The organism is Mesorhizobium sp. CNPSo 4661 (genome assembly GCF_057784215.1).
This window is the reverse complement of sequence record NZ_JBWGIO010000001.1, coordinates 281,921-295,586: the sequence shown is the minus strand read 5'-3', so window position 1 is coordinate 295,586 and position 13,666 is coordinate 281,921. Positions and strand designations below refer to the sequence as shown.

11 protein-coding genes are annotated in these 13,666 nt (G+C 64.4%); 4 read left to right on the top strand and 7 right to left on the bottom strand.

What is annotated here, in order from left to right; translation table 11 throughout:
* Window positions 1–262 precede the first annotated feature (262 nt).
* Entirely contained in the window at window positions 263–499 is a 237-nt protein-coding gene (locus AC0YKC_RS01345; RefSeq protein WP_488509395.1) for a hypothetical protein, read from the top strand.
* A 15-nt stretch (window positions 500–514) separates the two neighbouring features.
* On the opposite strand, the gene AC0YKC_RS01340 is transcribed toward AC0YKC_RS01345, so the two are convergent.
* The 6 genes from AC0YKC_RS01340 to AC0YKC_RS01315 all read right to left on the bottom strand — a co-directional run bounded on the left by AC0YKC_RS01340 (window position 515) and on the right by AC0YKC_RS01315 (window position 7,426).
* Window positions 515–2,122: an FGGY-family carbohydrate kinase gene (locus AC0YKC_RS01340; protein ID WP_488509392.1), complete on the bottom strand. Its 1,608-nt coding sequence runs from the start codon at window positions 2,120–2,122 to the stop codon at window positions 515–517.
* A gap of 125 nt (window positions 2,123–2,247) precedes the next feature.
* Window positions 2,248–2,976, bottom strand: a complete 729-nt coding sequence (locus AC0YKC_RS01335; protein WP_320294732.1) for an SDR family oxidoreductase — start codon at window positions 2,974–2,976, stop codon at window positions 2,248–2,250.
* 25 nt (window positions 2,977–3,001) lie between these two features.
* Complete coding sequence (locus tag AC0YKC_RS01330; RefSeq protein ID WP_320294731.1) at window positions 3,002–4,258, bottom strand: sugar ABC transporter permease; 1,257 nt, start codon at window positions 4,256–4,258, stop codon at window positions 3,002–3,004.
* Complete coding sequence (locus tag AC0YKC_RS01325) at window positions 4,255–5,091, bottom strand: ATP-binding cassette domain-containing protein (protein WP_488509389.1); 837 nt, start codon at window positions 5,089–5,091, stop codon at window positions 4,255–4,257. Before AC0YKC_RS01325 ends, AC0YKC_RS01330 begins: the two co-directional genes overlap by 4 nt.
* A 66-nt stretch (window positions 5,092–5,157) precedes the next feature.
* The gene (locus AC0YKC_RS01320; protein ID WP_488509387.1) at window positions 5,158–6,240 is read right to left on the bottom strand and encodes an ABC transporter substrate-binding protein; all 1,083 of its coding nucleotides are present in this window, start codon (window positions 6,238–6,240) and stop codon (window positions 5,158–5,160) included.
* A gap of 301 nt (window positions 6,241–6,541) precedes the next feature.
* Window positions 6,542–7,426 (bottom strand): AraC family transcriptional regulator, encoded by an 885-nt coding sequence (locus AC0YKC_RS01315; protein WP_320295035.1) that lies wholly within the window; start codon window positions 7,424–7,426, stop codon window positions 6,542–6,544.
* Window positions 7,427–7,678: 252 nt separating this feature from the next.
* Between AC0YKC_RS01315 and AC0YKC_RS01310 the strand changes: the two genes are divergently transcribed.
* Complete coding sequence (locus AC0YKC_RS01310; RefSeq protein WP_488509384.1) at window positions 7,679–8,839, top strand: glycoside hydrolase family 25 protein; 1,161 nt, start codon at window positions 7,679–7,681, stop codon at window positions 8,837–8,839.
* A 13-nt stretch (window positions 8,840–8,852) separates the two neighbouring features.
* Here AC0YKC_RS01310 and AC0YKC_RS01305 read toward each other — a convergent pair whose 3' ends face one another.
* On the bottom strand, window positions 8,853–9,728 hold the full coding sequence (locus AC0YKC_RS01305; RefSeq protein ID WP_488509382.1) for an AraC family ligand binding domain-containing protein: 876 nt from the start codon (window positions 9,726–9,728) through the stop codon (window positions 8,853–8,855).
* 213 nt (window positions 9,729–9,941) lie between these two features.
* Between AC0YKC_RS01305 and melA the strand changes: the two genes are divergently transcribed.
* Together melA and AC0YKC_RS01295 are read left to right on the top strand one after the other, a co-directional pair.
* On the top strand, window positions 9,942–11,408 hold the full coding sequence (gene melA / locus AC0YKC_RS01300) for an alpha-galactosidase (RefSeq protein ID WP_488509381.1): 1,467 nt from the start codon (window positions 9,942–9,944) through the stop codon (window positions 11,406–11,408).
* A gap of 107 nt (window positions 11,409–11,515) precedes the next feature.
* Window positions 11,516–13,594: an ABC transporter substrate-binding protein gene (locus AC0YKC_RS01295; protein WP_488509379.1), complete on the top strand. Its 2,079-nt coding sequence runs from the start codon at window positions 11,516–11,518 to the stop codon at window positions 13,592–13,594.
* The last annotated feature ends 72 nt before the right edge of the window (window positions 13,595–13,666 follow it).

The following is a 13,666-nucleotide window of genomic DNA, read 5'->3' as shown; positions in this document are numbered from 1 at the left end:
CGTAGACCCGAGGATCCATTCCGTGACCCCGCGCGAAGGGTGCAACGGAGCAGAATTCTGGGCCGTGGAAACGCTTTGAAGTCACGGAATGGATCCTCGGGTCTGCGCGCGTCGCTTCGCTCCTTGCTCCGCCCGTGGATGACGAACCCGCGAAGGTTTGACCGATTTTCAGGACCCGAAACTGCGCTTCAAAATTTGCAGTGAGGAACTACATCCCGCTATAGTCTGCCGAGGCAGATTACAGACAAACCGGACACCAGCCATGCTTGCCAGACCCGACGCCTATCGCTGCCTCGAATGCGGCCTGCCCTACCGGGCTCCAGGCTTCCACTACTATCACGGCATGCTTGAGGAAGGCCCAGCCTACTGGACCGATCGCGGCATATTGTGCTCGCCGCAATGCTCGCTTGCGCATCACAACAAGCGCAGGGCCGAAGGCACGCTGCCGCAGGAGCCGGCGCCCGATCCGTTCGAGGTGCCGACAGTCTTCCGGCGCTGACGCCTTACCGATCCCTCAGCGCAAGCTGCGCCCCACCGCCTGCAGCGCCAGGAAGGCTTCGTAACGCTTGTCGTGCCAGGCGCGGACGTCGCCCGTCGCGGGTGTGAAAACATCACCAAGCCGGGACATGGATGGCATGGCGGTCGATAGGTCCGCGTACCGGCGCGCCGCGACCGCTCCGAGCATCGCGGCGCCGAGCAGCACCGGCTCCGGCGACTGCGAGGCGGCCACCGGCAGGCCGGCGGCGTCGGCAAGCAGCTGGCGCACCAGCGGCGACTGGCCGGCGCCGCCGCTGATGACGATGGTGTCGACGACGTGGCCGGACGAGGCCATAGCCGCCACGATCTGGCGAACGCCGTAGCCGAGGCCGCAAAGTCCGGCCACGTAAAGGCCGACGAGACTCTCGACGGAACGGTCGGTGCCGAGCCCGGCGATCAGGCCGCGCGCATCCGGATCAGCCAACGGCGAACGATTGCCGAGGAATTCGGGCACGACATGGATGCTTCCCGCAAGCGTGGCGGCGACCGACAGGTCGGGCGAACCCGCCGTGGCGGCCGCGGCGAGCCAATCGACCAGCGATTTGCGTTCGGCTGCAGCGCGCGCGGAAGCCTCGGCCTGGGCCGGGTGGAAATGCACCAGCAGATCGATGGCCGCGCCGGCCGCCGACTGGCCGCCCTCGCTCAGCCAGAACCCCGGCACCATGGCGGAATAATAGGGTCCCCATACACCCGGCACGAAGGCCGGACCTTCACTGCTCGCCATGGTGCAGGCCGAGGTGCCGAGCACATAGGCCATGCGCGAGACGATGGTGCCGGCATCGCCCGCGGCGCCGACGGTGCCGACGCCGCCGGCATGGGCGTCAATCAGCCCGGCGGCCACGATCGTGCCCGCAACCAGTCCCAGTTCGGCGGCGGCCGCCTCTGTCAGGCCGGCGCCCACCGCCGTGCCGGGATCGACCACATCCGTGCCGATACGGACAAAACCCTCGTCCGCTAGCTCGCCAACTCCCACCGCATGGAAATAGCTGTCGTCCCAGCGCCGTTCATGGCTGAGATAGGTCCATTTGCAGGCCAGCGTGCAGACCGAGCGGGCAAGGCTGCCCGTGGCGCGCCAGGTCAGGTAATCGGCCAGGTCGAAGAAATGCCGCGCTCTGGCAAAGGTCTCGGGCAGGTTCTCCTTCAGCCATAGAAGCTTCGGCGTCTCCATCTCCGGCGAGATGACGCCGCCGACATAGTCGAGGACCGGATGCCGCAGCGCGTTGATGCGCCTGGTCTGGTCGAGGGCGCGATGATCCATCCAGACGATGATGTTTCGGTCGCTGTCTCCCGAGCGGCCTACCGGCAAAGGCTCGCCATCGTCGCCGACCACCACCAGCGAACAGGTCGCGTCGAAGCCGATGCCACCGATGTCCCGGGGATCGACGCCCGATTTCCCGACCGCCTCGCGCACGCTGGCGCATGCCGCCTGCCAGATGTCGCGACTGGATTGCTCGGCGATCTCGCCGGACTCGACGAAGAGAGCAATGTCGCGCTTGGCGGAAGCCAGGAGTTGGCCATGCTCGTCAAAGACGCCGGCGCGCGCGCTGCCGGTGCCGACATCGATGCCGAGGAAGTGGGAAGGCATGGGGGACCTCGGGGTGAACGGTGAATGGTGAATGGTGAATGGTGAGTAGTTAGTAGTTAGTAGTTAGTAGCGAGTTGAGTAGACGATTTTCTATTCACTATTCACTATTCACTATTCACTACTCACTACAAATCGTTGCTCTGCGGCAGGATCACCAGATCGCGAATGGTGATGTTCCTTGGTCGCGTGAGCATGAACAGGACGGCGTCCGCGACCTCGGTGGGCTGCATCAGGCCACCGGCCGCCAGCTCGTCCTCGAGCTTCTGCTTCGGCCAATCGCTGATCAGCGCCGTCACCACCGGCCCCGGCGCCACGGCGCCGACGCGCAGGCCGTGCTTGGCCACCTGCCGGCGCAGCGTGTGGACGAAGGCCTGGATGGCATGCTTGGAGGCCGTGTAGACCGGCTCCCAGACGACGGGGACCAAGCCGGCGATGGAGCTGGTGACGACGATGTCGCCGGTCTTGCGTCCGACCATATGCGGCAGCACGGCGTGCACCGAGCGGAACACCGAATTGATGTTGAGATTCAGCATGCGGTCCCACGCGTCGGGATCGCCGTTGAGAATCTCGCCGCCGACATAGGAGCCGGCATTGGCGTGGAAGATGTCGAGCTGGCCGGTCTTGTCGAGGATGCCGGGCAGCATGGTCGCCACGCTGGCCGGGCTGGTGAGGTCGACCACCAGCGGGATGGCGCCGGAGCCGAGCTCGGCGACGACCTCCTTCAGCCTGTCCTCGGCGCGGTCGACCAGCACGACGCGGGCGCCGGCTGTCAGCATTGCCCTGGCGCATTCGAGGCCGATGCCCGATGCCGCGCCGGTGACCGCGGCGACTTTTCCCGAAAGATCGTGAGCCATGTGTACCCTTCTCGTTTGAAACTGTTCAGGCGCGGCCGTGCGAAGCACGGGACCTGCGCGCGAGGGAGTCGACGATCACGGCGATGGCCAGAACGGCACCGGTGATCATGTAGCGAAGCGACGAGGACAGATCGAGCAGCGTCAGGCCGCTGGCGATCGACTGGATGACGATGATGCCAAGCAGCGCGGAATAGGCGCTGCCACGACCGCCGAACAGGCTGGTGCCGCCGATGACCGCGGCCGCGATGGCGTTCAGGTTCACGTCGCCGGTGCCGGCCTGCTGGCTGGCGGAAGCGAGCCGCGCCGCGGCCAGCACGCCGCCGAGCGCGGCGAAGAGCGAGCATAGGGCGAAGGCGCTGAGATAGATGGCGCGCACCTTGATGCCGGCGCGCCGCGCCGCCTCGCGGTTGCCGCCGACGGCGGTCATCGAACGCCCCCATTTGGTCCGGGTGAGCGCATAATTCATCGCCACGACGAGGCCGACGAACAGGCCGAACATCCACGGGATGCCGCGCGACTGGTTGAGGTAGGCGACGATCAGCTCGAGGCCGATGGTGATAGTGGCGACGCGCAGGATGAGCCCCGTCGCGGACGGGGTCGACAGATTGGCCGCGCGGCGGCGCGCGAAGGTGCGAAGCCCGGAAACCAGCATCGCCAGGCCGGGGATCGCGGCAAGCGTGTGGGAGACCCATTTCGGCATCACCATCAGCTGGCCGAAATCCACCAGGGCCGAGCCGTAAGGCAGGTTGATCGATCCGGTGGAGCCGAGGATGTAGAGCTGCATGCCCAGCACCGCGAGCAGGCCGGCCAGCGTCGAAACGAAGCTGGGCATGCCGAGCCGGTTGAACAGCAGGGCATAGAGCGAGCCGATCAGGGCGCCGAAGGCCAGCGCCGCCAAGATGGCGAGCGCCACAGGCCAGCCCTGGTTGACCCAGAGCGTGCCGACCATCGCCGAGGCGAAGCCGCTGATCGAGCCGACGGAAAGGTCGATCTCGCCGACCATCAGCACGCAGACGATGCCAAGCGCGATGACGCCGACGGTCGAGCAATCGAACAGGAGGTTGACCAGATTGCTGCTCGAAACGAACACCGGGTTGAGGCTGGTGAACACGGTCCAGATGACGACGAGGCCGACGACGACCGGCAGCGAGCCGAGATCGCCGCTGCGCACGCGATCGAGGAAGGCGCGGAGCGCGCCGCCGACGCCGGTGTCATGCTTCACCCGCGTATCGGCGCGGTCGAGCGCCAGCGGGGCGGAGGCGCCTTGCTTGACGTCCGTCATGGGTGTTGCTCCCCCGCCTGTTCGCTGTCGCTGTGATCGCGCTCCATGCGCAGGCGCTCGGCGCGGCGCGACACCGCGTTGTTGGACGCGCCGGTGATGGCGCTGACGAGGTCCTGGTTCGAGGCATCGGGTTCAAAGACGCCGTTGTTGCGCCCCAGCCTGAGAACGACGATGCGGTCGGCGACGGCGCGGACATCTTCCATGTTGTGGCTGATCATCACGACGCCGAGGCCGCGCGCGCGGACGCGGTCGATGAGGTTGAGCACCTCCGCCGTCTGGGCGACGCCGAGGGCCGCGGTCGGCTCATCGAGCAGGATGAGCTTCGGTTCGAGCAGCAGCGAGCGCGCTATCGCCACCGTCTGGCGCTGGCCGCCGGACAGCGAGGCGACCGCCTCGCGCACGCTCGGGATGCGCGCCGACAATTCGTTGAGCAGCGTCCAGGCCCGCATCTCCATCGCCACTTCGTCCAGCCGGAGCGGGCTGAGCTCGTTGCCGAGGAAAATGTTGGCGACGACGTCGAGATTCTCGCAGAGCGCAAGATCTTGGAAAACCGTGGCGATGCCGAGCGTCAGCGCCGCGCGCGGGTCGGGCAGCGTCACCGCCTTGCCGCGGAAATTGATCGTTCCCGAGCTCGGCTGATGCACGCCGGCGAGGATCTTGACCAGCGTCGACTTTCCGGCGCCGTTGTCCCCGACCAGGGCCACGACCTCGCCGGCATGGACGTCGAAATCGATATCGGTCAGCGCCGAAACGGCGCCGAAATGCTTCGATATCCCGCGCAGGCTGAGCACCAGCTCGCCGACGGAAGCCGACCTTTCAGGACTCTCGTTCATGCGCCGCCTTTCTTGACAGTGTTTCCTGGACATCCGGCCGCCGACGGGCGGCCGGATGTCACGCGATCAGTTGGTGATGCCGAGCTTCTTGCAGCCCTCGGCATAGCGGTCGACGCAGAGCTCGGCGGCCGTGTTGATCTTCTTGTCGATGATCTCGGCCTTGAGGTTCTCCTGCGTCACCACCGCCGGCGTGAAGAGCTGCGAGGGCGTGTCGTAGAGCGTCATCTCGGCCTTCGGCGTCTCGCCCGACAACAGCTTGACGGCGACGTTGGCCGCCGCGGCCGCGACGATCTCGCTCGGCTTGGAGATGGTGTTGTACTGGTCGCCGGCGATGATCAACTGCAGCGCGGCGATCGTGGCGTCGTTGCCGGTCACCGGCGGAACCGGATCGACGCCGGCTGCCTTGAAGGCGGCGATCGCGCCGCCGCCGGTGCCGTCATTGGCGGCGACGACGCCTAGGATCTTGGCGCCGAAGCGGGTGACCTGTCCGCTCGCCCATTGCTGGGCCTTCGGCGGCGCCCATTCCGGCGTGTCGAACTCGGCCAGGATCGGGTAGCCGCTGTTGTCGAGACCCTCATGGATGCCCTTCTTGATCAGGCCGGCGGCGGCATCGGTCGGCGAGCCGTTGATCTGCAGCAGGCCGCCGCCGGCCGGGTCGACCTTCAGCGCCTTGAGATGCTCGACCAGCGAATCGGCAATGGCCTTGCCGATGCCTTCATTGTTGAAGGACACGTAGAAATCGGCGGGCGCCGTCGGGATGGGCCGGTCGTAGGCGATCACCTTGACGCCCTGGCTCTGCGCCAGCTTGACCAGCGAAGCGGCGGCGGTCGAATCCACGGGATCGAGCACGATGGCCTTGGCGCCCTGCGAGATCACCGAATTGAACTGCTGCTGCTGGCGCGCCGCGTCGGCATCGGCGTTCTGGTAGATCACCTTGCAGCCCGGGCAGAGCATCTTCATCTCGGCGACGAAGCCCGGATAGTCGTGCTGCTCGTAGCGGGTCGATGCCTGGTCGGGCATCAGGAAGGCAACCGTGGCGTCAGTGACCGTGGCGGCGAATGCCGCCGTGCTGCCGAGCAGCGAGACCGCGAAAACGGCCGCGATCGTCGATTTCAAGGCAAACGGCGATTTCCATGTATATCTGGTCATTCGAATGTCTCCGTTTCGAGAAATGGTTTCACGATGACCTGCGCGGGACGACGCGTCAGGCCTTGACTGCATGTCGAACTGTTGAAAGGAGTATTGTCAGCAGCGGCCGAGGATCGATCGATCCCGATAAGCCACGCAGATATCCTCCTGAGCATGCTGGATTTCGGGCAAACGAACCCCAGCACCGGGTGCCCTGCACCCCGCGTCTTTCCTTCCCTGAATGTTTCTTTGTTTGATGCAATTCCGGGCGGAAAATCTTTTCAGACTGGAATTGCTTCAGGCTCCTCCCGCTTCCTCCCTGTTAGGCGGCAATCTCCGCGTTGATGTTCTCAGCCAGCAAGGCCCTAAAGCGCGAAGGCGACATGCCCTTCTGCGCCAGGAACTGACGGTTGAAATTCGAGATGTTGTTGTAGCCCGCGGCGTAGCAGATTTCGGTGATCGACATCTGGCCTTCGCTCATCAGCAGCTGGCAGGCGAGGTTGATGCGCAGGCGGTTGACATACTGCACCAGCGCCATTCCGGTGTGCCGGCGGAAGCTGCGCGAGAAGGCGCTCGGGCTGCGCCCGGCGATCTCGGCCAGAGTGCCTTCGCTGAAGGGTTCGGTCAGGTGGCAGTTGATATAAGCGAGCGCCTGGTTGATGCCGGCCGACATGAAGCCGGACGGGTCGGGCAGATAGCCGGCGCTGGCCAGCGTGCGGACATCGCCGGCGCGGTTCAAAATGTCGAGCACGGCCATGAACAGCGACAGGCGGCGCACGCCCTGCGCCTCGGTCAGCTCCGCCAGCAAGGGCGCCGCAAGCTCGGCCGTCGCCGCCGAGAACAGCGCGCCGCGGCGGCTGGTTTCAAGGATGCCGGCGCAGGCGGCAAGCTCGGGCAAGGCGGCGGAAGCGTCGGCGATGAATTCTTCGGAGAACTGCACGACACGGCCGCGCAGCGGCACGGTCTCGCCCGGCGGCACGTCGCTGACCCAGTTGTGCGGCAGGTTGGGCCCGGTGAGCACCAGATTGCCCGGCTCGAACTCGCCGATGAAGTCGCCGACAAAATAACGGCCGGTGGTGGCGACAACCAGATGCAGTTCGTATTCGGGATGGAAGTGCCAGCGCACGGTGCGGAAAGGATAGCCGTGGGCCCAGGCCTTGAACGACTCTCCTTGTCTGATCTGGACGACTTCCAGGTCCGGATTCATCTTCATTTTCCTCCCCGCGCGGGTCCGGTCTTGTGACCGGTTGCTGCGCTTCGTTTGGGCAAACCGTGTATTCCCACTGGCCACCGCGATGGAAAGCTTAGGCGGCAATTGAAGCGCCTGCCACCACGGCTTGTCCACCCGACCGATACTTTTTTGACGTTTTGGAGCGGACCGAAGCAAGCCGATGTTGTGAAAGCAATTCCTTAACCATAGCGGTTCAGGATCGTCCCCTGGTCAGTGGGGACACCCTGATTGAAAAAGCCGGCGCGCCCTCTTCGCCGCCTGGCGCTTCTCGCGGCGGCGGTTGCGCTCGGCACGGCGGCACAGGCCTCGGATTTCTCCGAGCCGTGGAAGAATGCCGACCGCCCGCTGGTGATCGACGCCTACGAATACAATTCCATCGACTGGCAGCAGCTCGTCACCGACAAGCGCATCGCCGGCTTCATCAACAAGGCGTCCGACGGGCTGCCGCCACCTTACTTCTGCTTCGGGGCCGAGGCCGACGTCAAACTCTGCAAGGCGCAATGGAAGCGCTATGCGGTGACGCGCGAATTGTTCCAGACGCGCAAGGTCGTGGCCAAGGCGCTCGGCCTGAAATGGGGCGCCTATCATCTCGCCCGCCCCGGCAACCCGGTCGAGCAGGCCAACAATTTCATCGATTTCGCCGAACCGGCTCCGGATGAGCTGATGGCCCTCGACATCGAAGGCATCGATGCCACGCAATGGATGTCGCTGGAGGACGCGGAGGAATTCGTGCGCCAGGTGCATCGTCGCCTCGGCCGTTTCCCGGTCCTCTATGTCAACGGCAAGACGGCCCAGTACATCGCCGACAACCGTTACCAGTACCGCCTCTTATCACGGCTGCCGCTCTGGTATGCGCGCTACAAGCCGGACATCGACGTGCATTTCCCGATGGGCAACTGGCAGGGCTATGCGCTGTGGCAATTTTCGGCGCAGGCCAATTGCGGCCGTTTCCGCTGCCCCTATCGCGTGCCGGGCACGCCCCACGACATCGACGTTTCCGTCGCGCCGATGAGCGCCGACGAACTGCGCCAGGAATGGGCCTTTGGCGGACTGCTCGACGTGCCGGCCGACTACCTCGCCTCGATCCCGGTGCCGGTACCACGTGAGACGGCGCTGGCCGGCAAGGTGACCATCACCTATGCCGACGTGGCGACGCCGCCGACCGTCGAGGAGATGGTCGCCGTGCTCGGATCGCGCTGGGAAAGATTCCGCGACGGATTCCGCATGCCGGTGGTGAAGACGGTGCCACAGCGGCCGGGCTTCGGCATCGTGCAATATGTCGCCTGGAAACGCACCGAGCAGCGCACACCCGAGCAGATCGACGCGGCTCTCGCGGCGGCCGATCCGGTCAATACCGCATCGACCGCTCTCGACCACAAGCGACACTGAGCCCCAAGCATCATCAACGATGGTTGCCCAGGCTGGCATACATGCCGGTGGTGCGGAACTGCGTCGGGTTGATGCCGTAGCAGCGGCGAAAGACTTTTGAGAAGTAGTTCGCGTCCTCGAAGCCGCACAGCACCGCGACTTCCTTCACCGGCAGGAAATCCGCCTTGGTGAGCAGCTTCGCCGCGCGCTGCAAGCGCTGCTGCAGGACGAATTCCGCCGGCGGCAGCCCCTCGCTCTCGGCGAAGCAGCGCGAGAAATGGGCTCGGCTCAGGCCGCTGATCTCGACCAGCTCCGCCACCGGCAGCGGCTTGTCGAGATTGGCGTTGATGTGGTCGATGACCGGCTGCATGGCGCTCTGCTTCTCGGCGAAGGCGTGCGAGCCGAAGACGTCGTCGTAAAGCGCCATCGCCGCCTCATAGGCGATCGCCGACGCGGCGCCCGGTGAACCCGCCCCCTTGATGAGCCGCAGGCTGCAGTCGGCAAGGTGATCGACGGTGGCCGGCTGCAGCCGGAACACCGGGCCCGAAACGCTGAGGATCGACTTGTGGATGCGCAGTGCCTCCTCGCCATTCATCGAGATCCAGAAATATTCCCAGCGGTCGCCCTTGGCCAACCAGTAGCGATGATTGTGCGGCACCAGCACCAGCAGCGTGTCGTTCGCCTGCAGACGGTAGTTGCGGCTCTCGTAGCGCAATTGGCCGGTGCCGCTGATCGTATGCTGGAGCACGGTGAACGGGGTCTGGCCGCGCTTCCTGCCGTCCCAGTCGTAGGTCTCGTCCTCGCGCAGCTCATAGCCGGTGCTGGTCGGCATGGCATGCAGGCGCTGGCGGCCGCGCGGCAGCGAGATCGTGCGCATCAGCTTTCCGTTGGCGATCAGGTCCCGCAGCACAAAATTACCCTCGAAAGCATAATCCTTCTCTGGCCGCGCCGGCGAATAAGCGCATAATCCGGCCCTCAAGACGCGAAAGACCCGCGGTCGAGGAGCGGGCGGGAGGAGAAAAAGCCGGATTTCCGGCTTTGAATGGCGGGCGCGCTGTTGCGTGCGGCCATATCCTCCCTTGTTGCTCCTTGCCTAGCATTCGATTGGATCGAGGTGAAGGTGATGAGTTTCAAAATCGCTATTATCGGCGCCGGCAGCGTCGGATTCACCAAGAAGCTGTTCACCGACATCCTGTGCGTGCCGGAATTCAAGGACATCGAATTCGCGCTGACCGATGTCAGCGAGCACAATCTCGGCATGATCAAGGCGATCCTCGACCGGATCGTCGAGGCGAACAAATTGCCGACGAAGGTGACGGCGACCACGAACCGCCGCGAGGCGCTGGAGGGCGCGCGCTACATCATCAGCTGCGTGCGCGTCGGCGGGCTTGAAGCCTATGCCGACGACATCCGCATCCCGCTGAAATATGGCATCGACCAGTGCGTCGGCGACACGATCTGCGCCGGCGGCATCCTCTACGGCCAGCGCAACATTCCAGTGATCCTCGACTTCTGCAAAGACATTCGCGAGGTCGCCGACACGAACGCCAAGTTCCTCAACTACGCCAACCCGATGGCGATGAACACCTGGGCCGCGATCGAATACGGCAAGGTCGATACGGTCGGGCTCTGCCACGGCGTGCAGCACGGCGCCGAACAGATCGCCGAAGTGCTCGGCGCGAAGTCGCCCAGGGAGCTCGACTATATCTGCTCCGGCATCAACCACCAGACCTGGTTCATCGGGCTCAGGCTGAACGGCCGGCCGATCGGCAAGGACGAGCTAGTCGCCGCCTTCGAGGCGCATCCGGTCTATTCGAAGCAGGAGAAGCTGCGCATCGACGTTTTGAAGCGTTTCGGCGTCTATTCCACCGAAAGCAACGGCCATCTGTCGGAATACCTGCCCTGGTACCGCAAGCGTCCCGACGAGATCACGCGCTGGATCGACATGTCCGACTGGATCCATGGCGAGACCGGCGGTTATCTGCGCTACTCGACCGAGACCCGCAACTGGTTCGAGACCGAATATCCGCAATTCCTCGAAGCGGCCTCGAAGCCGATCGACCCGGCGAAGCGCTCCAACGAGCATGCCAGCCGCATCCTCGAGGCGCTGGAGACCAACCGCGTCTATCGCGGTCACTTCAACGTCAAGAACGACGGCGTGATCACCAACCTGCCGCAGGACGCCATCATCGAATCGCCCGGCTTCGTCGACCGTTTCGGCATCAACATGGCGGCCGGCATCACGCTGCCGGAGGCCTGCGCCGCAACCTGCATGGCTTCGATCAACGTGCAACGCATGTCTGTGCATGCGGCCATTTCCGGCGACATCGACCTCTTGAAGCTCGCCGTGCTGCACGATCCGCTGGTGGGCGCCGTGTCAACCCCGGAAGAAGTCTGGCAGATGGTGGACGAAATGGTTGTCGCCCAGGCTCAATGGCTGCCGCAATATGCCGATGCCATTCCGGCGGCGAAGGAGCGGCTTTCGAAATCCAAGGTCAAGACCCGCGAATGGGCGGGCGCGGCGCGGCGGAGCGTGCGTTCGATCGAGGAATTGCGCGCCGAAAAGGCGGCGCTCAAACAGGCCGGCTGAGATCGCCCGGGCATGCTGACGGACGCGCAGGAGGCACGTCCGCCAAAGTCGGCCATTCAGAACAAGAAGCGGGCAGCAGCAGGCGTCCAAACAACTGGGAGGAGACGATGAGGACCTTACGCAGAATAGGCTTTGCCGCCGGACTGGCGATGAGCGTTGCCATTCCGGCATACGCCTTGGCATCCGAACCGACGATCCCGCCCGAGCCGGCGACGTTTCCGGCCGAAGGCAAGATCCACTATGTGGCGCGCGATTCCATCCTGGAGTTCAAGGCGCTGCCGCAATATCACGAGCCGGACTGGGTGACGGAGAGATACGTCAAGACCGGCAAGCTACCGCCGGTCAAGGACCGCCTGCCCAAGGAACCGCTGGTCTTCAAGACCGGCAACATGCCGGACGGCATCGGCGTCTATGGCGACACGATGCGCCATGTCATCGGCGGCAGGCCGGAAGGCTGGAACTACGGCGCCGGCCAGACGCAGGGCTGGGGCGGCATCGACATCGGCCTGTCCGAATGCCTGACGCGCACTGCGCCGCTGTTCCAGGTCGAGGCCAAGGACACCGAGCCGCTGCCCAACCTCGCCAAGAGCTGGGACTGGTCGAGCGACGGCCACAAGCTGACCATGCATCTGATCGAAGGCGCCAAATGGTCCGACGGCGCTCCCTTCAACGCCGACGACGTCATGTTCTACTGGGACGACGAGGTGGTCGATCCAAACGTCTCGCCGCTGAACGGCGCCACGCCGGAAACGTTTGGGGTCGGCACGACGCTGAAGAAGATCGACGACAACACCGTCGAGTGGACGTTCAAGGACGCCTTCCCGCGGCAATATCTCTATGCGATGGCCTACGGCACCTTCTGCCCCGGCCCGTCGCATATCCTCAAGCCGCAGCATCCGAAATATTCGAAGAACACCTACGACCAGTTCAAGAACGCCTTCCCGCCCGAATATATGAACATGCCGGTGATGGGCGCCTGGGTGCCGGTCGAGTACCGGCCGGACGACATCATCGTCATGCGCCGCAACCCCTACTATTGGAAGGTGGACGAGAAGGGCAACCAGCTGCCTTATCTCAACGAGTTGCACTACAAGCTGTCGACCTGGGCCGACCGCGACGTCCAGGCGGTGGCGGGCTCCGGAGACTTCTCCAATCTCGAGCAACCGGAGAATTTCGTCGCTTCACTGAAACGAGCGGCGGAAGCCAATGCGCCGGCCAGGCTCGCCTTCGGTCCGCGGCTGATCGGCTACAATCTGCGCTTGAACTTCTCCGCCAATGGCTGGGGCAACCCGGACGAGCGTGGCCAGGCGATCCGCGAGCTGAACCGTAACGAGGATTTCCGCAAGGCCGTGACCATGGCGATCGACCGCAAGGCGCTCGGCGGATCACTGGTCAAGGGGCCGTTCACCGCCATCTATCCCGGCGGCTTCTCCTCCGGCACCAGCTTCTATGACCGCAAGTCGACGGTGTACTATCCGTTCGATCTCGAAGGCGCCAAGGCCGAGCTCGCCAAGGCCGGTCTCAAGGATACCGACGGCGACGGTTTCGTGAATTTCCCGGCGGGCACCGCCGGCGGCAAGAATGTCGAGATCGTGATGCTGGTCAACAACGACTACACGACCGACAAGAGCCTCGCCGAAGGCGTGGTGGCGCAGATGGAGAAACTGGGCTTGCGGGTCGTGCTCAACGGACTTAACGGCACCCAGCGCGACGCCACGCAATATTCCGGCCGCTTCGACTGGCTGATCCGGCGCAACGAGCAGGAGCTGACTTCCGTCGTGCAGAACACCGTGCAACTCGCGCCCGTCGGCCCCAAAACCAGCTGGGATCACCGCGCGCCCGAAAGCGGCGTGGTCGACCTGATGCCCTTCGAAAAGGACCTTGTCGATATCATCAACAAGTTCGTCTCCTCGTCAAACAATGACGAGCGCGCCAGCCTGATGAAGAAATTCCAGAAGATCTCGACCGAACATGTCTACAATATCGGCCTGACGGAATATCCGGGCGCGCTGATCGTCAACAAGCGCTTCTCCAACATCCCGCAGGGCACGCCGATCTTCATGTTCAACTGGGCCGAGGATTCGATCATCCGCGAACGGGTTTTCGTCGCGGCCGACAAACAGGCGAAATATGAATTGTTCCCCGAAGAGCTTCCCGGCAAGCCGGGTGACAAGGGTCCGATGTAAGGTCTACCTCCCCTGACCAAGAGATGTCCGGCCGCGTCGCGGCGCGGCCGGACAAACGAAACCTCCGAACGC

Excerpts from the sequence above, each read along its gene's own strand:
- AC0YKC_RS01330 (WP_320294731.1), bottom strand. The coding sequence starts at position 4,258 with ATGACGGACGTCAAGCAAGGCGCCTCCGCCCCGCTGGCGCTCGACCGC.
- AC0YKC_RS01295 (WP_488509379.1), top strand. The coding sequence starts at position 11,516 with ATGAGGACCTTACGCAGAATAGGCTTTGCCGCCGGACTGGCGATGAGC.
- AC0YKC_RS01345 (WP_488509395.1), top strand. The coding sequence starts at position 263 with ATGCTTGCCAGACCCGACGCCTATCGCTGCCTCGAATGCGGCCTGCCC.
- AC0YKC_RS01335 (WP_320294732.1), bottom strand. The coding sequence starts at position 2,976 with ATGGCTCACGATCTTTCGGGAAAAGTCGCCGCGGTCACCGGCGCGGCA.
- AC0YKC_RS01340 (WP_488509392.1), bottom strand. The coding sequence starts at position 2,122 with ATGCCTTCCCACTTCCTCGGCATCGATGTCGGCACCGGCAGCGCGCGC.
- AC0YKC_RS01320 (WP_488509387.1), bottom strand. The coding sequence starts at position 6,240 with ATGACCAGATATACATGGAAATCGCCGTTTGCCTTGAAATCGACGATC.
- melA (WP_488509381.1), top strand. The coding sequence starts at position 9,942 with ATGAGTTTCAAAATCGCTATTATCGGCGCCGGCAGCGTCGGATTCACC.
- AC0YKC_RS01325 (WP_488509389.1), bottom strand. The coding sequence starts at position 5,091 with ATGAACGAGAGTCCTGAAAGGTCGGCTTCCGTCGGCGAGCTGGTGCTC.
- AC0YKC_RS01315 (WP_320295035.1), bottom strand. The coding sequence starts at position 7,426 with ATGAATCCGGACCTGGAAGTCGTCCAGATCAGACAAGGAGAGTCGTTC.